This window comes from Thermovibrio guaymasensis, assembly GCF_003633715.1.
Classification (GTDB): Bacteria; Aquificota; Aquificia; order Desulfurobacteriales; family Desulfurobacteriaceae; genus Thermovibrio; species Thermovibrio guaymasensis.
Map to the genome: position 1 here is coordinate 23,766 of NZ_RBIE01000003.1, position 19,661 is coordinate 43,426.

Here is a 19,661-nt window from a genome sequence, read left to right on the forward strand (position 1 = left end):
ATTGAAAAGAGGGGAGAGGTATGGAAGAAGTTATAGTAGGAGTTGATACCGGCGGAACGTTTACCGACTTCATCTATAAAAAGGACGGTAAGTGGAGAGTCTTAAAGGTCCTCTCAACTCCCGAAAATCCGGCTGAGGCAATTTTAAAGGGTTTAAGGGAAATCGGTGGAGAGAGGAGAAGAATAACCCACGGGACTACCGTTGCCACAAACGCCCTCCTTGAGAGGAAGGGAGCAAAGACAGCCTTTATTACAAACAAAGGCTTTGAGGAGCTCCTCCTCATAGGAAGGCAGGACAGACCTTTCCTATACTCCCTGAAGGTGAAGAAACCTGAACCTTTGGTCAAAAGGGAGCTCTCCTTTGGCCTTGACTGTAGGGTTAACAGCAGAGGAGAGGTAACTAAAGAGATTGATAGAAAAGAAGTTGAAAAACTCTCCGAAGTCTTAAAGGAAAAGAAAGTAGAGTCTGTAGCAGTGTGCTTTCTCTTTTCCTTCTTCAATCCAGCCCACGAGGAACTTGTGAAGGAAATCCTTGAAAGCAAGGGTTTTATGGTCTCAATATCAAGTCAAATTCTCCCAGAGTTCAGGGAGTACGAGAGGGCTTCAACTACAACGGTGAACGCATACGTCATGCCGAAAATGAAGGGCTATATCTCCTTTATTGAGGAGAACTTACAAAGAGAGGATACCCTCAGGATAATGCAGTCAAACGGAGGGGTAATCTCCTCCGAAACTGCAAAGGAGCAGCCGGTTAGAACTGTTCTCTCAGGCCCTGCAGGAGGTGTTATAGGTGCTTGGGAGTTAGGGAAGTTAGCAGGCTTTGAGAGGCTAATAACCTTTGATATGGGAGGAACTTCAACCGACGTTTCACTCGTTGACTCAAGACCACAAATTACCACTTCCTTTAAGATCTCGGGAGTTCCGGTTGCAGTTCCGGTTATAGACATACACACCGTAGGAGCCGGAGGAGGTTCAATAGCCTGGATTGACAGGGGAGGTTCACTGAGGGTAGGACCGAGGAGTGCAGGAGCTTCTCCAGGACCTATCTGCTACGGTAAAGGTGGAAAGGAGATAACCATAACAGATGCAAACCTTTATCTTGGAAGACTTGACGAAGATTTCTTCCTGGGCGGGAAGATGAGGCTGAGGAGGGAGCTCCTTGAAGAGCCATTCAGTAAGATGGCCTCAGAGCTCGGTTTAACTCCCGTTGAGCTCGCAGACGGAATACTAAGGGTAGCAAACGCAACTATGGAGAGGGCAGTAAGGGTAATATCCATTGAGAGGGGATACGACCCGAAGGACTTCTCCCTCTTTACCTTCGGTGGAGCAGGAGGTCTCCACGCGCCCTTCCTTGCCCTCTCCTTAAAGATACCGAAAGTTATAGTCCCAAGAAACCCCGGTCTCCTTTCAGCCTTTGGAATGGTAATGTCAGACGTTATAAAAGACTACTCAATAACAGTTATGAAGAAGGAAGAAGAGGCAAATCCTGAAGAACTCCAGAAACACCTTGATAGGTTGGCCCAAAGGGCAATTTCAGAGATGGAGGAGGAGGGATTTAAACCTGAAGAGATAACCTTTGAACCGTCACTTGACGTTAGGTTTGAAGGCCAGTCATTTGAAATAAGCGTTCCCTTCTGTAAAAACTTCGTTGAAGAGTTTAAGAGGAAACACAAGAAGCTCTACGGCTACGTCCACGATAGAAGAATTGAAGTAGTTAACTGCAGGTTAAGGGTTATCGGAAGGGTGGAAAAGCCGGAGGTTGAGGAGTTTGAAGTAAGGGAGTGTTCCCTTCCAAACGAAGCCATCCTAAAGGTTAAGAAGGTCTTCTTTAACGAAGAGTGGATTGAGACCCCGGTTGTTGACAGGGAGAAACTCCCGGCGGGCTGTTCCTTTGAAGGCCCGGCCGTAGTAGTAGAGTACAGCTCAACTACCCTAGTTCCTCCCGGTTTCAATCTAAAGATTGATAGGTTTAAAAACCTGATATTAGAGGTAGAGAATGGTTGATCCTGTGGAGCTCCAGATATTCAACAACCTATTTAGTGCAGTTGCGCAGGAGATGGGAGCAGTCCTTCAGAGAACGGCTTTCTCCCCTAACATAAAGGAGAGAAGGGATTTTTCGTGTGCAATCTTTGACAGGCACGGAAGGTTAATTGCTCAGGCCGCCCACATACCTGTTCACCTTGGCTCAATGCCCCTCTCTGTAAAGGAAGTTATAAAGGCCCTCAAACTTGAAGAAGGAGATATGGCTGTATTAAACGATCCCTACAGGGGAGGAACTCACCTTCCGGATATAACAGTCGTAGCTCCAGTTTACTACGAGGGAGAGCTCCTATTTTACGTTGCAAACAGGGCCCACCACTCGGACGTCGGAGGAGTTAGTGCCGGCTCAATGCCCCTTTCAACTTCCCTCTTTCAGGAAGGGCTTGTAATTCCTCCCGTAAAAGGGGTTGTGGGAGAAGAGATTAACAGGGACTTTTTAGAGCTCTTAAAAGCCAACTCCCGCTCCCCTGTTGAAAGAGAGGGAGACTTTAAAGCTCAGGTAATGGCAAACAGAATAGGAATTAGGAGACTAAAAGAGCTCCTTTCAAAGTACTCTCCTATAAAGCTTGAGGCTATGGGGGAAGCTCTCCTTGACTACTCAGAGAGAATGATTAGGAGCTTTATATCTGAAATTCCAGATGGAACCTACACGTTTGGCGACTTTATGGAGGACGACGGAGTAGGTGGGAGAGACTTTAGAATAAACGTCCTTTTAACCATAAAAGGGGATAGAGCAGTTGTTGACTTCTCCCCCTCCTACCCCCAGAGTAGAGGAAGTATAAACAGCGTTAGGGCAATAGCCCTCTCCTCAACCCTTTACGTCTTTAAGTGCCTTGCAGGAGATGACGTTCCTCCAAACGAAGGGATTCTGAGGCCGATAGAGGTTATTACCAAAAAGGGGACTATTGTTGATGCAGACTTTCCAAGTGCCGTCTCTGCAGGTAACGTTGAAACTTCCCAGAGGTTAGTTGACGTTCTACTGGGGGCCCTCTCAAAGGCTATTCCTGAGAGGATTCCTGCAGCAAGCCAGGGAACTATGAACAACCTCTCCTTTGGAGGAAAGGGATTCACTTACTACGAGACTATTGGAGGTGGTGCTGGAGCTCACCCTGAAGCCGACGGAGAGAGTGCAGTTCAGACCCACATGACTAACACATTAAACACTCCCGTTGAAGCCCTAGAACTATACTACCCTGTTGAAGTTACCGCCTACAGGATAAGGGAAAACTCAGGAGGAGAAGGGCTGAAGCGGGGAGGTGACGGGATAGTAAGGGAAATCCTCTTTAAAGAAGAAGTTGAGCTAACAGTTATCTCTGAAAGGAGAGTTCACAGGCCTTACGGTCTAATGGGAGGTTTACCTGGAAAGCCTGGAAAGAACCTCTTAATCAAGGAAAACGGAGAGGTTGTGGAGCTCCCTTCAAAGTTCACAATAACCGTAAAACCGGGCCAGAGAGTTAGGATAGAGACCCCCGGTGGGGGTGGCTGGGGTCATAAGAAAGTTTAAACCCTTCCGAATAACAGAACCTTTTTATATATTTCCACCTGAAAACTCACCGGGCCAGACTCAGGGATGGGTGCTCCTTTTAAGAGGGGGTTCTCCCTGAGGGTGAAGGCCCGGGAGGGAAAACCCTTATAGGAGGATAAAGAATGAGCGAAGAGATCAGAGAGACTCAGCAACAACCGCAGGAGCAAACTCCACCACCTGCACAGGAAACTTTTAAGCCGAGGCCTCCCGGCCAGAGAGTAACTATGAAGGAGCTCCTTGAGGCAGGGGTTCACTTTGGCCACCAGAAGGAGCGCTGGAACCCCAAAATGAAGAAGTTTATCTTTACAGAGCGTAACGGAATCCACATCATCGACCTTCAGCAGACCCTCCAGTACTTTGAGAAGGCCTACGATTACATCGCCGACCTTGTTGCAAACGGAGGGAAAGTTCTCTTCGTATGCACAAAGAAGCAGGGTCAGGACATCGTTAAGGAAGAGGCCGAGCGCTGTGGAATGTTCTACGTCAACAAGAGATGGCTCGGTGGTACCCTTACGAACTTCCAGACTATCAGGAAGTCTGTATTTAAGCTGAAGATGCTCAAAAAGATGGAAGAGGAAGGTGTCTTTGACCAGCTTCCAAAGAAAGAGGCGGTTAAGCTAAGGCGTAAAAAGGAAAAGTTAGAGAAGTACATTGGCGGAATTGAAAACATGAACCGCCTCCCAGATGCCCTCTTCATCGTTGACATCGTTAGGGAAGAGAACGCAGTTAGGGAAGCAAGGAAGGCTGGAATTCCAATAGTGGCCCTCGTTGATACAAACGCAGATCCGGACCTCGTTGATATTCCAATTCCAGCAAACGACGACGCTATAAGGGCTATCAGGCTCCTCACCTCAAGGATTGCAGACGCCGTTCTTGAAGGGAAGATGAGAAGAGAGGCCGTTAAGCTTGCAGAAGGAGAAGAGGCAGACTTTATACCAGAGGAAGAGTAAGGAGGGAAAAGATGGCTGAGATAACAACTCAGATGATAAAGGAGCTCAGAGAGAAAACTGGAGCTGGAATAGTTGACTGCAAGAAGGCCCTTGTTGAAGCAGGCGGCGATATTGAGAAGGCAGTTGAGATACTTAGGAAAAAGGGAGCTGCAAAGGCCGCCAAAAAGGCCGAAAGGGCTACTGCTGAAGGAGCGGTTTTCTCCTACATTCACGGTGGAGGAAAGGTAGGAGTTCTAGTTGAGCTCAACTGTGAAACAGATTTCGTTGCAAGGAACGAGACATTCAAGGAGCTTGGTCACGAGATTGCAATGCAAATTGCTGCAATGGCTCCAGAGTACGTAAGCAGGGAGGACGTTCCCCCTGAAGTAGTTGAGAAGGAAAAGGAAGTTCTTAAAGAGCAGGCAATGGCTGAAGGTAAGCCTGAGCACATAGTTGAGAAAATCGTTGAGGGAAGGCTTGCTAAGTTCTACTCTGAAAAGTGCCTCCTTGAGCAGCCTTGGATTAAAGACGACAGCAAGACAATCAAGGATTTAATTACCGACTACATTACAAAGCTTGGAGAGAACATCAAAGTCCGCCGCTTTGCAAGGTTTGAAGTTGGTAAGTAATTAAACGGCCCCGCTTTAAGCGGGGCTTTTTTTATAATCAAGAACTAATCTTATTGAAGAAGGGTGAAATGGGGTTAAAGTATAAGAGGATACTCCTAAAGTTGAGCGGTGAGGCCCTTCAGGGCAGTAAGAACTATGGGATAGATCCTGAGTTCCTCCGGAAGCTTGCCCAGGAGATAAAGGAAGTTGCAGACCTTGGAGCTCAAATAGCAATAGTTATAGGCGGTGGTAATATCTTCAGGGGAGTTTCTGGAGCTACTCAGGGAATGGATAGGGCTACTGCCGACTACATGGGAATGCTAGCAACAGTCATAAACGCCCTTGCCCTTCAGGATGCCCTTGAGAAGGAAGGGCTCCAGACGAGAGTCTTAACTGCGATAGAGATGAGGGAGATTGCCGAACCTTACATAAGGAGAAGGGCGATAAGGCACCTTGAGAAGGGAAGGGTTGTGATCTTTGGAGCCGGAACTGGGAACCCCTTCTTTACAACCGACACGGCCGCAGCTTTGAGGGCTGCGGAGATTAACGCTGATGTTCTCTTAAAAGCTACAAAAGTTGACGGTATATACACTGCAGACCCCGTTAAGGATAAGAGTGCAAAAAAGCTTGACAAATTGTCTTACAAAGAAGTAATTACAAATGGTATAAAGGTAATGGACTCAGCAGCAGTTAGCCTGTGCATGGAGAACAACATTCCAATTATCGTTTTTGACGTTCGTAAACCTGGAAACTTGAAGAAGGTAGTTCTCGGAGAAGACGTAGGAACACTTGTAGAAGGAGAGGGGCTATGATTGACCAGCTACTGAAGGATGCCGAAAAGAGAATGAAGAAGGCTGTAGAAGTCCTCAAGGAGGAGTTTAGGGGACTAAGGACCGGTAGGGCTTCTACCGTTTTAGTTGAGGATATAAAGGTTGACTACTACGGTTCAACTATGACAATAAAGCAGATTGCCCAACTATCAGTTCCTGAGTCAAACCAGATCGTTATTCAACCTTGGGACGTTTCCGTTATTCCAAACATTGAAAAGGCAATAAGGGAATCGGACTTAGGAGTACAGCCCCAAAGGGACGGAAACATCATAAGGGTTATCCTTCCTCCGTTAACTGAGGAAAGGAGGAGGGAGCTTGTTAAGAAGGCCGGTAAGATGGCAGAACAGGCAAGGATTGCCATAAGGAATATCCGCCACGAGATAATTAAAGAGCTTGACAAACTTAAGAAGGAGGGCGGGTATTCTGAAGACGACATTAAGAGAGCAAAAGACGACCTACAGAAGATTACAGATAAGTTCACCAAAGAGGTAGATTCCCTCCTTAAGAAGAAGGAGGAGGAAATCCTTACAGTTTAAAGGAGGAAAGTTATGGCACACAAGATTGACCCTGAACTCTGCATTGGCTGTGGAGCCTGTGCTTCAGTATGCCCAACGAACTGTATTGAGCCAACAGAAGATGGAAAGTACTATATAAGGCCTGAAGATTGTATTGACTGCGGAGCTTGCGTAGAGGTCTGCCCAACAGATGCAATCTCCCCAGAGGGCTAAACTATACCTAAAGGAGGAAGACTATGGCACACAAGATTAACCCAGAACTTTGCATCGGCTGTGGAGCTTGCGCCGAGGTATGTCCTACAAACTGCATCAGCCCAACGGACGACGGAAAGTACGTAATCAATCCGGACGAGTGCATTGACTGCGGAGCTTGCGCCGAAGTATGCCCTACAGACGCTATCTCTGCAGAATAACTTTGTCAAAAAGGGGGCTTTTGCCCCCTTCTTAAACTAAAGCCTCAAAGGATACTCCAATAACTTTTGATACCCCAGGAACTTCCATAGTTACCCCGTAGATTACGTCTGCAGCTTCCATAGTTATCTTGTTGTGTGTAATTATTATCACCTGAGTCTCCTCTGCCATCTGCTTAAGGAGCTCTGTAAACCTTAGTGTATTTGCGTCGTCAAGGGCAGCATCTACCTCATCAAGGACGAGAAAGGGAGCAGGTCTAACTGAGTAGAGGGCATAGAGGAAGGCAATTGCAACGAGAGTCCTCTCCCCTCCCGAGAGGAGGTTAATGTTTGAGTGTTTCTTCCCCGGCGGCCTAACCTCTATTTCAAGTCCTGCCTCACTGATTTCAGAACTTGTAAGGTAGAGCCTTCCGCTCCCACCACCGAAGATTCTCTTAATCGTGTTTTTAAAGTGCCTGTTAACGGCACTAAAGGTTGAGATAAAGCGCTTTTCTATCTCATCGTCAAGCTTTTTTAAAGCCTCTTTAAGGTTCTTTATTGACTCAATTAGGTCTCTTTCTTGCTCAAGGATAAAGCCGTACCTCTCCTTTACCTTCTCATACTCCTCAATTGCAAGTAGGTTAACTGCTCCAATCTTCCCTAACCTCTCCTTTAGGTTAATCAACTCCCTCTTTACTTCCTCCTCACTCTCTACCCTCTCTCCAAGCTCAAGGGCCTCTGAAACGGAAGAATCAAGATCCAGTACCTTCTTTACTAACTCCTCCTCCTGAACCGTTAGCTTCGCAAGGGAGACCTCTGTCTCCTTTAACCTCTTTGAAACCTCTCCGAGTTCCTTGTTCCTCTGCTTTAAGGCCTCCTCTTTACCCCTTATTAGCTCAAGGAGTCCGTTTCTCTTATTTTCTACCTCTGAGAGCTCCCTCCTTATCTCCTCTATCCCCTCATCAACTCCTGAGAGAATCTCTATCGCTTTCTTTAAGGCTTCCTTAGCCTTCTCAAGTTCCCTCTCCTCCTTTGATATCCTATCGTCCAAATGGTTTATCTCCTTCCTGATAGCCTTTAAAGCCCCCTCTTTTCCCCTCTTTTTCTCCCTCAAATTCCTCAACTTCTCAAGGAGAACACCCTTTCTAGAGGAGAGTTTTGAGAGCTCTTCCCTTAACTCCCTCTCCCTTCCTTCAACTCCTTTCAGCTCCTCTTCAAGTCCTTCAAGCTCTTTGAGTAACTCTTTCCTTTTCTCCTCAAGCTGAGATATCTTCTCCTTAAAGAGCTCTATTTTCCTACTAAACGAAGAGAGAATTTCCTCAGCCTTTTTCCTCTTTTCAAGGAGCTCCTCCCTCTTCCTCTTTACCTCCTTTAACCTCTTTTGGTTTTCGCTGAGTTTAACTTCAAGTTTATAGAGCTGGCTCTCCTTCTCCCTTATCCTTTCCTTCAGAAGTTCTATTTCCTCCTCAACTTCGGTTAACTCCTTTCTGATGGAGCTCCCCTTTCCTTCAAACTCCTTTAACTCTCCTTCCTTCTCCTTAAGTTCACTCTCGGTCTCCTTAAGCTTCCTCTCAAGCTCTAAAAGTGAACTTCCACCAAACTTCCCTACGAGAGAGCCTTTTCCAGAAATGAGGTTGAGGTTTTCATCAACGAAGATTGAATCCGGATTTTCCTCTGCTAGCCTGTGGGCATTTGAAGGGGCATAGTAAACCTTATAAAAGAGGGATTTTAGGAGTTTTTTAACTCTTTCATCTTTCGGCTTAACTTTATCTACTAACTTAACCGCTCCTTCAACCTCTGGAGTCTCAATTTCCTTAACCGATGCCGATAGAATGTAGATCCTCCCGTTTCCCCTTATCCTCTCTCCTATCCAGACTGCAGTTTCAAAGTCCTTAACTACAATCCCTGCTCCAAGCCGTGAGAGGAAGCTCTCAACGACCTTCTCAAATCCAGGCTCAACCTCTATAAGGTTGACTATCGGACCGATAAATCCCTTTACCTTCCCGGCCTTTCCGCTCTTTATAATCTTCTCCTCAAGCTTTCCAACGTTAATTGATGAAAGTACTTTTTTCGTGCTTTCAACTTTCGCCCTGAGCTGGTAGACTTCCCTCCTCCTCCTTGAGAGCTCCTCCTCAAAGTCGTTTAACCTCTCTAAGATTTCCTCCCTCTCTTCTCTCCTCTCTTTAAGTTCGGCTCTCTTACTCTCTATTTCACCTTTAATTTTCTCTATCTCTCCTTTAATCCTATCGGACTGGGAGGAGTAGTACTCAATCTCCCTTTCAATCTGGGCTATTTCAGAAGGAAGCCTCTCAAGGAACCTCTTCTGGGAACTTCCCCTTTCCTCTTCCCTTGCAAGGTTCATCTGTAGCTTAGTTATCTGAGCATTAACCCCTGAAACCTCCCTACTCTTTTTTAACTTTTCGTTCTCAATCTTTCTCCTCTTATCCTCAACCTCTTTCAAACTCTCCCTTAACTTCCTCTCCTCTCCCTCTATCTCCCCAACCTCCCTTAGGAGGCTCTCCTCAAGCCTGCAGAGGTCTTGGAGCTTCCCCTTTATTACTTCCAACCTCTTTACTTTCTCCTCCCTCTCTACTCTCCTGTCCTCAATTTCTCTTACAAGCCTCTCAATCTCCCTCTCAAGGAAGTCCTTCTTTACTGAGGCCTCCTTTTTACTCTTTTCAACTTCAAAGAGTTCCTTGCTGAGCTCTTTTACCTGCTGGGTTAAGTCCTCAAGCTCCTTCCTCTCCTCCTCAAGGGAGTTCTCAAGAGAGGCAACCTCTTTCAAGAGAGAGCTCCTGTCCTCCCTTAAAACCTTTATACTCCCCTCAAGCTTTGCCCTCTCTTCCCTAACCTTTTTAAGCTGATATCCGAGGAGGGAGAGCTCCAGCTCCCTTTCTCTCTTTCTAAGCTCTGTGAACCTCTTTGCCTTCTCAGCCTGACTCTTTAAGCTCCTTAAGTTCTTTGCAACTTCGTCTATTACGCCCCTTACGTTCTCAAGGTTCTGCTGGGCTTCCTCAAGCTCCCTCAAGGTCTCTTCCCTCTTCTCCTTAAAAGCCGTTATTCCGGCGGCCTCATCTATTAGAACCTTCCTCTCGGAAGGCCTCATCCTGAGAATCCTGTCAATCTGCCCCTGCTCAAGGAATGCGTAGTCCCTATTTCCAAGGCCTAAAGATGTAAAGAGCTGGTGGACGTCCTTTAACCTTACTTTCCTACCGTTTATTAAGAATTCGCTCTCTCCTTTAGAGTTTATCCTCCTTCTTACCTCCGTAAGGCCGCTTCCTCCTGAAAAAAGGTCGTCCTGCTCAATCAGGATACTTACCTCAGCGCTCCTTGCAGGCCTTCTCCCCTCAGAACCCTTAAAAATCACGTCCTTGATAGTATCCGCCCTCATTCCTTTAGCGCTCGTCACTCCAACTACCCACTTAAGGGCATCAACTACGTTACTCTTCCCACAGCCGTTGGGACCTACTATACAGTTTATTCCGTCCGTAAACCTTATCTCCGTTTCGTCCGCAAAGGACTTAAAACCCTTTAGTTTTAGGGTTCTTATCATCAATTCCTCCAGTTAGTTCTTCCGCTCAAGTAGTGTAATATTACATCAACTGAAAATAGCACGGAGGGCTGAAGTGAAAAGCGTTCTCTTAACCGGTGCAGCCGGTTTTATAGGCTTTAAGACGGCAATGGAGCTCCTTAAAAGGGGCTACAGTGTAATCGGAGTTGACAACCTTAACGACTACTACGACCCGAGGTTAAAGGAGTACAGGCTAAACACTTTAAAAGAATATGAAAACTTCAAGTTCTACAAGGTTGATATAGAAAACCTTGAAGCTTTGAGGGTAATCTTTGAGGATAACGAAATCAGAGGTGTAATAAACTTAGCAGCAAGGGCAGGAGTAAGGTACAGCATAGAAAATCCCTTCGTTTACACATCAACTAACACTATGGGAACTTTAAACCTCCTTGAACTCATGAGGGAGTTTGGAATAAGGAAGTTTGTCCTTGCCTCAACCTCCTCACTCTACGCAGGCCAGCCGATGCCCTTTAAGGAAGACCTCCCAGTTAACACTCCTATCTCCCCCTACGCTGCAAGTAAAAAGGGTGCAGAGGTCATGGCCTACACCTACCACTACCTCTACGGCTTTGACGTTACAGTTGTTCGCTACTTTACGGTTTACGGCTCGGCAGGAAGGCCCGATATGTGCATCTTCAGGTTTATAAAGTGGATAGATGAGGGAACTCCTATAACTGTTTACGGAGACGGAACCCAAAGTAGGGACTTTACTTACGTCGACGACATAGCAGAGGGAACAGTAAGGGCTTACGAGACAGAGACCGGCTACGAGATAATAAACCTCGGTGGTAATCAACCCCACCAGCTGAAAGAGGTCATTAAGCTAATAGAAGATTACTTGGGCAAGAGGGCGGAGATCATCTACAAACCTTTCCATAAGGCAGACCTTAAAGCAACGTGGGCCGATATAACAAAGGCAAGGGAAATTTTAGGCTGGGAACCTAAAGTTCCCCTTGAGGAAGGTTTAAGGAGAACTGTAGAGTGGCACAAGGAAAACAGGAATTTCGTAAAGGAAATCCCCCTCCCGTAAGGTTTTTAAATACAAACCACTCTATTCCTGCCGGTTTCCTTGGCCCTGTATAGGGCCTTATCAGCCTTGTCAAACTCCTCCTTAAAGTTCTCTAAGTTTAGAACCTGCCTTACACCGGCACTTATAGTAACCTTTAGGTTAAGCCCCTCCTCCTTACAGAAGGTGTGCTCTTCAACTTCCTTCCTCAACTTTTCTGCCTTTTTACAGGCGGTCTCTAAGTCGCAGTTATTCAGGACTACTAAGAACTCCTCTCCGCCGTACCTGATTACGCAGTCAGATTCCCTAAAGTTTGACCTTAAAATTTTGGCCAGCTCCTTCAGTACACAGTCTCCAATTTGGTGGCCGTAGGTATCGTTTATTGACTTAAAGTGATCAATGTCTATTACTATAATTGACACAGGCTTGTCCTTATCCATACTCTCAAGGCAACGCTTTAAGTATGCCCTATTGTGTAGACCTGTAAGGGGATCTTTGAAGACGTGTTCCTCTAAAATCTTGCTCTTTATCGTCAGAGCTTCAATTGTTAACTCCTTCTCAAGGCTTATGGATAATGGATACTTTATGTGACTGTAAAGGAGGTCAAGGAACTTAAGCTCTTCACGGCTTAAGTTTTTCTCGGAAAAGAGGTAGAGGGTACCTATCTTCCTTGTTTCTGTTTCCAAAATTCCCCTGAACGAAAAGTTTTTAAGTTCGTAATCTTTCGGGATGAAAACAAGCTCAACCTTTTTATCTGTTACCTCTAACAGGAAGTTCTTGTGGTCTATCGGTATATCTGAAACTATAACAAGCTTTGAGAGGTGAGGAATTTCACTCTTTAGAATTTGGAAAACTTCCAGTAAAAGGGTTTTAATGTTGCTCTTTGAGAGTATGTTCCTTATCAGTTTTTTCAGTAATTCATCAACTTTATTGAGGATTTTGATGTCCTCAGCCCCCTTTTGAAGGAGGAAGAGGCCGCAGTCAAGCTTTCTAAGCCTGTTAACTACCGGAATAATCATATCTTCCTTTATTATACTTCCGTGTTGTGGGGCAATTAATTTAGGGTTTTTCTCCATTATTCTATCAAGGGCGTAGTTTAAAATTGCACTACTTGGCATGTAGTGTTTGTGGAAAAGCTCAACCCCTTGGTAGTACTCTTCATCGTCGGTAGCAAAGAGCTGGAACTTATCGGATATGGCCCCAAAGATATCGCTTGAAAAGAGTATTTCACTCTTAGGGTCATAAGTACAGAAGGCTCCGGGAAAGTGGGCGTAGGGTGTAAAGACGAACTCTAAAAGCCTATCTCCGGCCTGGAGTTTCCAGTCGTGTTTATCGACCAAGTAAAAAGGGGTCTTCCACTTGTAGTGTTTAAGCAGAGTTTTTGCCCTCCAGTGGGTTACTGCAAACCTCTCCTTAGAGGGGTTAGGGAATAACTGTTCTAAAATGTTGTAGCAACCGGTTATATCGGGATCTTGATGGTGGAATATTATGTACTTTATATCCTTGAGCTCTACCAGCTTTAAAATTTTCTCTAAAACTATCGGGAAAGTTATCATACTTCCCGGGTCTATCAGAATGGACTCTTCACCGTTCCTAATTAGGTAGGTGTGACACTGGAATGGGTCGTTAGGAACAACGTACCCTACCCAGAAAACCTCTGGACCGAGCTCTATAGGTTTTGTTAAGTCTAGATTTTGTGACATTTTGAATCTCCATTTAAAGGTTATTTATGTGAAACATTATACTAGTGGAAAATACCTGCTTTTAAACATTTAAAGGCTCCGGGATACTATAAAATCGGCAATTTCGTATAGAGCCTCTTTAAACTTTGAATCGGGAAAGATTTTTAAGCTCTCCTTTGCCCTTTCAACGTACTCCCTGGCAAGTTTTAAGGTTGCCCTCTCTCCTCCCCTTTCAAGGACGAAGTTCCTAACCAACTCTACCTCTTCCTTTGAAGGGTTTGGGTTATTCAAAACTTTCTCTATTTCTTGCCTTTCCCCTTCAGTTGCCCGCTTTAAAGACCAGAGGAGAGGGTACGTAACCTTCCCTTCCCTTATATCGTTTCCAGCAGGTTTTCCAATCGTCCTTTCGTCTGAAACGTAGTCAAAGGCATCATCAACAAGCTGAAATGCATAACCTATAAAAGTCCCGTAGTCTTTAAGGGCCTTTCTTTCTTCTTCTTTTGCCCCTCCAACTATCCCCCCACACTCACAGCAGGTTGAAAGGAGGGATGCAGTCTTCTTGTAGATTATGTCAAAGTACTCACTTTCAGTTAAGTTCACATCCCCTATCTTTTCAAGCTGAAAGAGCTCCCCCTCAGCCATATCCTGAACAGTCTTTGAGGCAACCTTTAGGACCTCCTCCCCACCGTAAACTGCCAAGACGTAAATTGCCTTTGCAAACATGTAGTCGCCAACTAGGACCGCAACGTCATTCCCAAAAACCACGTTAGCAGAAGGCCTTCCCCTTCTCAGCTTCGCTCCATCAACTATGTCGTCGTGTAAAAGTGTAGCCGTGTGCATGTACTCCATTACGGTTGCAATGGGAATTAACCTTTCAAGGGGAGCATCTACGAGCTTTCCTGAAACAATTGTTAAACCGGGCCTTACTCTCTTTCCTCCGCTGTCAAGGATGTAACCGCCGGCCCTTAAAACGAGGTCAACTTTGCTGTTAAGGAGCTCCCTTGAGAACTCCTCTGCCTTTAAGAGCTCCTCTTTAACTACCTCAAAAGGCTTAAAAATTTTCATCTATCTCCTTTTACTTTAAAGGAATATTCCTACTTCCAGGCTTTACAAGCGGAACCTTTCCTTCCCTACACAGGGGACAGTTCTCAGGCTGGTAAACCGGAACCTCTAACCTCCAGAGAGTTGTAAACGGAACTCCAAAGTCAACCTTTCCGCCACTCCTGTCAACTAAACTTCCAACTGCTACGACTTCTCCTCCGTGGGACTTTACAACTTCTATAGTCTCCCTCGTAGACTTTCCAGTCGTTACAACATCCTCAACAACAACGGCCCTTTCACCAGGCTTTATCTCAAAGCCTCTCCTTAAAGTTAGTCTTCCGTCAACCCTCTCTGCAAAGATTCCCCTGACTCCCAAGTGCCTTGCGGTCTCGTAAGAAACTATTATCCCGCCGATTGCAGGAGCTATAACGAAGTCAAAATCACTTACCTTCTCCTTAATTCTCCTTGCAAGCTCCTTACAGAGGATTTCTGAATACTTAGGGTACTGGAGAACCCTTGCACACTGGAGGTAGTAAGGACTGTGTAGTCCGCTTGAAAGGAGGAAGTGCCCCTGTAAGAAAGCATCTGCTTTCAGGAAAATTTCCTTTATCTTATCCTCTGTTAACATTTGTCCTCCCGACATTTAGTAGGGTTAAATTTTAAATTTGCGAATGACTTCTTTCAAGGAGCCAAAATGGAAAACCTAAAAGATGAAGTTCTTAAACTCTCAGAGGACATAAAAGGCGAAGTTATTGAGTGGAGAAGGCATATTCACATGTACCCGGAGCTCTCAGGAAGGGAGTTCAATACTTCAGAGTTCGTCGCCGATAAGTTAAAGGAATTCGGAGTTGATGAAGTTCTTGAGAACTTTGCTGGTTCAACTGCAGTTATCGGTTTAATAAAGGGGAAAAAGGAGGGGCCAACGGTTGCCTTAAGGGCCGACATGGACGCCCTTCCGACCGAGGAAAAAACTGGAAAGCCTTACGCTTCAAAAATAAAGGGAGTTATGCACTCATGCGGCCACGATGCCCACACGGCAATGCTCCTTGGAACAGCTAAAGTCCTGTGTCAACTGAGAGAGAAGGTCCACGGGAACGTAAAGCTAATATTTCAACCCTGTGAGGAGAGGCACGACTGTAAGGGTGCAAAGTGGCTTGTTGAAAATGGAGTCCTTGAAAACCCGAAAGTTTCGGCAATTTTTGGACTTCACGTTTTCCCAGACCTTCCCACAGGTTACGTTGGAACAAAGCCCGGCCCTTTTTTAGCTTCCTCCGACGTATTCAGAGTAAAGATAAAGGGTAGAAGTACTCACGCCTCCCGTCCCCATCAAGGGATAGACCCTGTTTTAATTTCAGCTCAGGCAGTAACCTCCCTCCACCACGTAGTCAGCCGGTACGTTGACCCTTTAGAACCTGCAGTTTTAACGATCGGAAAGATAGAGGGCGGATTTGCAGAGAACGTCATTCCAGATGAGGTTAGGTTTGAAGGTACTGTTAGAGCTCTAAGCAACGAAGTTAGGGAAAACTTCCCAAAGTTAATAAACAGAACTCTGAAGGGGGTTAGTGAAGCCTACGGAGGTAATTACGAGTTTGAGTTTGAGGAGGGAACTCCTCCTTTAATAAACGACGAAAAGGTCACTCTATTTGTAATTGGAAAGATGAGGGAACTCCTTGGTGAAGAAAGAGTCATCATCCTTGATAGGCCTACGATGGGAGGAGAGGATTTCTCAGTTTACCTACAGTACGTTCCCGGAACCTTCATAAGGCTTGGAAGTCGGAACGAGGAGAAGGGAACAGTTTACCCTCTCCACAACTCCCGCTTTGACGTAGACGAGGATGCCCTACCGGTCGGTGTTGCAGTTGAGAGCTATCTAGCCCTTCAGTGGCTTATCACTCACAGCTAATTGAAAATCATTTTCATCAAATATAGAATAAAATCTATTAGGCCGCGGGGGTGGAGCTGGGCTCCTGAGACTCGCCCGCACCGGGCGGGAACCCCTGGAACCTGAACCGGGTAATGCCGGCGTAGGGAGCGGCAAGAGTCTTTCCCGCTCTTTCCCTCCTTACATCCCCCGTGGAGCAACTAAACCTATTAGGAGGAATCTATGGAAAACCAGAACTTAAGCGAAGTAGTAATTTCCCAGGCAATTGTAAGTTCATTCATGGAAAAGCTAAACAGATACCTTGAAACAGACGTTGCAATCGTCGGAGGAGGGCCCTCAGGTCTAGTTGCAGGCTACTACCTTGCCAAAAGGGGCTTTAAAACCGCCATCTTTGAGAGGAAGTTATCAATCGGCGGCGGAATGTGGGCAGGAGCAATGTTCTTCAACGAGATCGTAGTTCAGGAGATGGGAAGGGAAATTTTAGACGAGTTCGACGTTAGATACAGGGAGTTTAAGCCCGGTTACTACATTGCCGATGCCGTTGAAGCTACTACCACCATAGCTTCAAAGGCAGTAAAGGCTGGAGCTGTTATCTTTAACGGAATTACTGCCGAGGATGTAGTCCTAAAGAAAGTTAACGGCCAGTACAGGGTCTGCGGTTTAGTGGTAAACTGGACCGCTGCAGACGTTACCCACATGATGGTAGACCCCCTCGTTATTACCGCTAAGTACGTCGTTGACGCAACCGGCCACGACGCAAACGTTGTCTCAACCCTCCAGAGGAAGGCCGGAATAAAGCTAAACACCGAAACCGGTTGCGTTGTCGGTGAAAAGCCCCTCTGGGCTTCAGTCGGGGAAGAAGACACTGTTAAGAACAGTAAGGAGGTCTTTCCGGGAATTTTCGTAAGCGGAATGGCAGCAAACGCTACCTGCGGAAGTCACAGGATGGGACCAGTGTTTGGGGGAATGCTAATGTCTGGGAAGAAGGTAGCAGACGAGATAGCCAACAGATTAAATTCAAATGAGGAGGCATAATGGCCACTTTGGTAGAGCTAGTTAAAAGGGGAGAGATTCCTAAAGAGGTAAAGTACTGTGCAGAGTACGAAAAGAGGAGCGTTGACTATATAGTAGAAGGTCTGATTGAAGGAACTATAGTAATTCCTGCAAACATTTACCACAGGGAGAGGGCGAACTTTACTCCCAGGGCCATAGGTAAGGGCTTAAAGACAAAGGTCAACGCAAACATAGGAACCAGTGGAGATATTGAGAACATTGAGCTTGAACTTGAGAAGTTAAGGGTTGCAGTTAAGTACGGTGCAGATGCTGTAATGGACCTATCAACAGGAAAGTTCATAGACAAGACCAGGAAGGCCATAGTTGAGAACTCTCCTGTTATGGTCGGAACGGTTCCAATCTACCAAGCTGCAAAGGAGGCTGCTGAGAGGCATGGCTTTATAGGAAAGATGACCGTTGATGAGCTCTTTGATGTTATTGAGAAGCACTGCCGTGACGGAGTTGACTTTATAACTGTTCACTGTGGAGTTACGCTAAGTGCCTTAGAGAGGTTGAGGAGAGAAGGAAGGATAATGAATATAGTTTCAAGGGGCGGAGCTCTAATTGCCGAGTGGATGGTTTACAACGAGAGAGAGAACCCTCTCTACGAGCACTACGACCGCCTCCTTGAAATTGCAAAGAAGTACGACGTTACCCTCTCATTGGGAGACGGTATGAGGCCCGGCTGTATTGCCGATGCAACCGATAGGTGCCAGATTGAAGAGCTCATCATCCTCGGAGAGCTCGTTGATAGGGCAAGGGAGGCAGACGTTCAGGCTATGGTTGAAGGGCCAGGCCACGTTCCCCTTGACCAGATTGAGGCTAACATAACTCTACAGAAGAGACTCTGCCACGGAGCTCCCTTCTACGTCTTAGGCCCGATAGTCACAGACGTAGCTCCAGGCTACGACCACATAACGGGAGCGATAGGTGGAGCAATTGCAGCAAAGGCAGGAGCAGACTTTTTATGTTACCTAACTCCTGCAGAGCACCTTGCACTTCCAGACGTTGAGGACGTAAAGGTAGGCGTCATTGCAGCAAGAATAGCCGGTCACGCTGCAGATATAGTTAAGGGAGTTCCTGGAGCCCTTGAGTGGGATATTGAAATGGCAAAGGCAAGGGAGGCTCTTGACTGGGAAAGGCAGTTTGAGCTTGCAATAGACCCTGAAATTGCAAGGAAGTACAGGGAAGAAAGGGCGCCTCAGGAGGACGAAAAGACCTGTACTATGTGTGGAAAGCTATGCTCAATAAAGAGAGTAGAGGACTACTTAAACCCTAAGAAGGATAGGAAATGAACGACCTTCAGAAGGTAAGCGGAACATTTTTATTAGTTCTTTTTGCATTGGTTGGTTTTGCCCTCTTTAAGAGCTTTGAGACTATAGAGAGTGGAAATGTCGGTGTAAAAGTTACATTTGGTAAGTACGATGATAGGGAGCTCCCTCCGGGGCTCCACTTTAGACTTCCCTTTGTACAGGAGATAAAGAAAGTTGATGTTAAGGTCCACGCAATAAACTACAAAGGAAAGGTTGATAAAGTTGACGAAGAGGGTCTGATAAACAAACCGGCTATAACTGTCCTTGACGAAAGAGGACTTCCAATTGCCGTTGAGCTTACCGTTCAGTATAGACTCCTTCCTGATATGGCCTCAGAAACCCTTCAGAGGTGGGGAGAGAGCTGGCAGGAGAAGTTAGTTAACCCGGTTGTAAGGGAAGTTGTAAGAGACGTAATTGGCAGTTACCCTGCTGAGGCGATTCCAACTAGGCGTCCTGAAATTGCAACGAGAATAGAGGAGGGAATAAGGAAAGAGATAAAAGTTCAATCTGGCGGCGCAGTTCAGGTTGTGGGAGTTCAGCTCAGAAATATCCTCCTTCCAAGGGAGATTCAGCAGAAGATAAAAGAAGTTCAGATAGCAAAGCAGGAAGCAGAAAGGATGAAGTACGTTGAGGAGAAGGCCAAGAGGGAACAGGAAGTAAAGAGAATACAGGCCGAAACGGAAAAGATACAAAAGGTTATAAAAGCTCAAGCTGAAGCAGAAGCCCGCCTTGAGAAGGCAAAGGCAGAAGCCCAAGCCAACCATATGATTTCCCGCTCAATAACTCCAAATATCCTTAAGTGGAGAGAGCTTGACATTCAAGAGAGAGTAGCTGAAAGCTTAGAGAAAAATCCAAACGTTAAGCTGTTTATAAACACTCCTTCCGGTAACTTTCACGTGTGGTTAGATAGAAATAATTAGGAACGGAGGTATTTAAGCTCACTTTACTGTCGGAAGTTTGTTTATCTTAAGGTAACAATGCTTAATGATAGATGGTCTAACAGGGTAGTAAACAGCTTTTTAGAAGTTATGGAAGAGATTCAGGAGATGTTCTCTAGGAGGTATTTCTAAGTGGCTTACGCAAAATTATTGATATAATTAAAATTTTGGAAAATTACATAAGTATTGAGCAACTTTAAAGACATTTTTTTAAGATAAAAGAAATTAGATTTTAGATACGGAAATAAACATTATTTAGAATTTAGAAAACCAAAAACGATATACTTTCTAAGATAAAATATTGTTAACTATAGCCTTATCTATCTTTATGATGTTATGA

At 45.6% G+C, this 19,661-nt stretch carries 17 protein-coding genes and 1 riboswitch; of the genes, 13 read left to right on the plus strand and 4 right to left on the minus strand.

What is annotated here, in order from left to right; all coding sequences use genetic code 11:
• Positions 1 to 20 precede the first annotated feature (20 nt).
• The 8 genes from C7457_RS06970 (at position 21) to C7457_RS07005 (ending at position 6,859) form a co-directional block, all read left to right on the plus strand.
• Positions 21 to 2,003, plus strand: a complete 1,983-nt coding sequence (locus C7457_RS06970) for a hydantoinase/oxoprolinase family protein (protein ID WP_121171437.1) — start codon at positions 21 to 23, stop codon at positions 2,001 to 2,003.
• Positions 1,996 to 3,543, plus strand: coding sequence for a hydantoinase B/oxoprolinase family protein (locus tag C7457_RS06975; protein WP_121171439.1), 1,548 nt, complete (start codon positions 1,996 to 1,998; stop codon positions 3,541 to 3,543). Before C7457_RS06970 ends, C7457_RS06975 begins: the two co-directional genes overlap by 8 nt.
• A gap of 245 nt (positions 3,544 to 3,788) precedes the next feature.
• Positions 3,789 to 4,514, plus strand: a complete 726-nt coding sequence (gene rpsB, locus C7457_RS06980) for a 30S ribosomal protein S2 (protein ID WP_121171595.1) — start codon at positions 3,789 to 3,791, stop codon at positions 4,512 to 4,514.
• Between the two features lie 11 nt (positions 4,515 to 4,525).
• Entirely contained in the window at positions 4,526 to 5,122 is a 597-nt protein-coding gene (tsf, locus tag C7457_RS06985) for a translation elongation factor Ts (RefSeq protein ID WP_121171441.1), read from the plus strand.
• 68 nt (positions 5,123 to 5,190) lie between these two features.
• Entirely contained in the window at positions 5,191 to 5,913 is a 723-nt protein-coding gene (pyrH, locus tag C7457_RS06990; protein WP_121171443.1) for a UMP kinase, read from the plus strand.
• Positions 5,910 to 6,467 (plus strand): ribosome recycling factor, encoded by a 558-nt coding sequence (gene frr / locus C7457_RS06995; RefSeq protein ID WP_121171445.1) that lies wholly within the window; start codon positions 5,910 to 5,912, stop codon positions 6,465 to 6,467. The genes pyrH and frr overlap by 4 nt, the downstream gene beginning before the upstream one ends.
• A 12-nt stretch (positions 6,468 to 6,479) precedes the next feature.
• Positions 6,480 to 6,659 (plus strand): ferredoxin family protein, encoded by a 180-nt coding sequence (locus tag C7457_RS07000; RefSeq protein ID WP_121171448.1) that lies wholly within the window; start codon positions 6,480 to 6,482, stop codon positions 6,657 to 6,659.
• 23 nt (positions 6,660 to 6,682) lie between these two features.
• A complete protein-coding gene (locus C7457_RS07005; RefSeq protein ID WP_121171450.1) occupies positions 6,683 to 6,859 on the plus strand; it encodes a ferredoxin family protein in 177 nt (58 codons plus the stop codon).
• Positions 6,860 to 6,890: 31 nt separating this feature from the next.
• Here C7457_RS07005 and smc read toward each other — a convergent pair whose 3' ends face one another.
• On the minus strand, positions 6,891 to 10,388 hold the full coding sequence (gene smc, locus C7457_RS07010; protein ID WP_121171452.1) for a chromosome segregation protein SMC: 3,498 nt from the start codon (positions 10,386 to 10,388) through the stop codon (positions 6,891 to 6,893).
• A gap of 73 nt (positions 10,389 to 10,461) precedes the next feature.
• Between smc and C7457_RS07015 the strand changes: the two genes are divergently transcribed.
• Positions 10,462 to 11,436, plus strand: a complete 975-nt coding sequence (locus tag C7457_RS07015; protein WP_121171454.1) for a GDP-mannose 4,6-dehydratase — start codon at positions 10,462 to 10,464, stop codon at positions 11,434 to 11,436.
• Between the two features lie 5 nt (positions 11,437 to 11,441).
• Here C7457_RS07015 and C7457_RS07020 read toward each other — a convergent pair whose 3' ends face one another.
• The 3 genes from C7457_RS07020 to pyrE form a co-directional block, all read right to left on the minus strand.
• Positions 11,442 to 13,115: an oxygen-binding di-iron domain-containing protein gene (locus tag C7457_RS07020; RefSeq protein WP_121171456.1), complete on the minus strand. Its 1,674-nt coding sequence runs from the start codon at positions 13,113 to 13,115 to the stop codon at positions 11,442 to 11,444.
• 69 nt (positions 13,116 to 13,184) lie between these two features.
• Positions 13,185 to 14,159 carry a polyprenyl synthetase family protein gene (locus tag C7457_RS07025; protein WP_121171459.1) on the minus strand — a complete coding sequence of 325 codons (975 nt, stop codon included), beginning with the start codon at positions 14,157 to 14,159 and terminating at the stop codon, positions 13,185 to 13,187.
• A gap of 10 nt (positions 14,160 to 14,169) precedes the next feature.
• Positions 14,170 to 14,763 (minus strand): orotate phosphoribosyltransferase, encoded by a 594-nt coding sequence (pyrE, locus tag C7457_RS07030; protein ID WP_121171461.1) that lies wholly within the window; start codon positions 14,761 to 14,763, stop codon positions 14,170 to 14,172.
• Positions 14,764 to 14,829: 66 nt separating this feature from the next.
• Here pyrE and C7457_RS07035 point away from each other — a divergent pair, with 66 nt between their 5' ends.
• The 4 genes from C7457_RS07035 (at position 14,830) to C7457_RS07050 (ending at position 19,303) form a co-directional block, all read left to right on the plus strand.
• Positions 14,830 to 16,038: a M20 metallopeptidase family protein gene (locus C7457_RS07035; RefSeq protein WP_121171463.1), complete on the plus strand. Its 1,209-nt coding sequence runs from the start codon at positions 14,830 to 14,832 to the stop codon at positions 16,036 to 16,038.
• 36 nt (positions 16,039 to 16,074) lie between these two features.
• A riboswitch (TPP riboswitch) is annotated at positions 16,075 to 16,183 on the plus strand.
• Between the two features lie 56 nt (positions 16,184 to 16,239).
• Positions 16,240 to 17,052, plus strand: coding sequence for a sulfide-dependent adenosine diphosphate thiazole synthase (locus tag C7457_RS07040; RefSeq protein WP_121171465.1), 813 nt, complete (start codon positions 16,240 to 16,242; stop codon positions 17,050 to 17,052).
• Positions 17,052 to 18,365, plus strand: coding sequence for a phosphomethylpyrimidine synthase ThiC (gene thiC / locus C7457_RS07045; protein WP_121171467.1), 1,314 nt, complete (start codon positions 17,052 to 17,054; stop codon positions 18,363 to 18,365). Before C7457_RS07040 ends, thiC begins: the two co-directional genes overlap by 1 nt.
• Positions 18,362 to 19,303, plus strand: coding sequence for a prohibitin family protein (locus C7457_RS07050; protein ID WP_121171469.1), 942 nt, complete (start codon positions 18,362 to 18,364; stop codon positions 19,301 to 19,303). Before thiC ends, C7457_RS07050 begins: the two co-directional genes overlap by 4 nt.
• Positions 19,304 to 19,661: the final 358 nt, after the last annotated feature.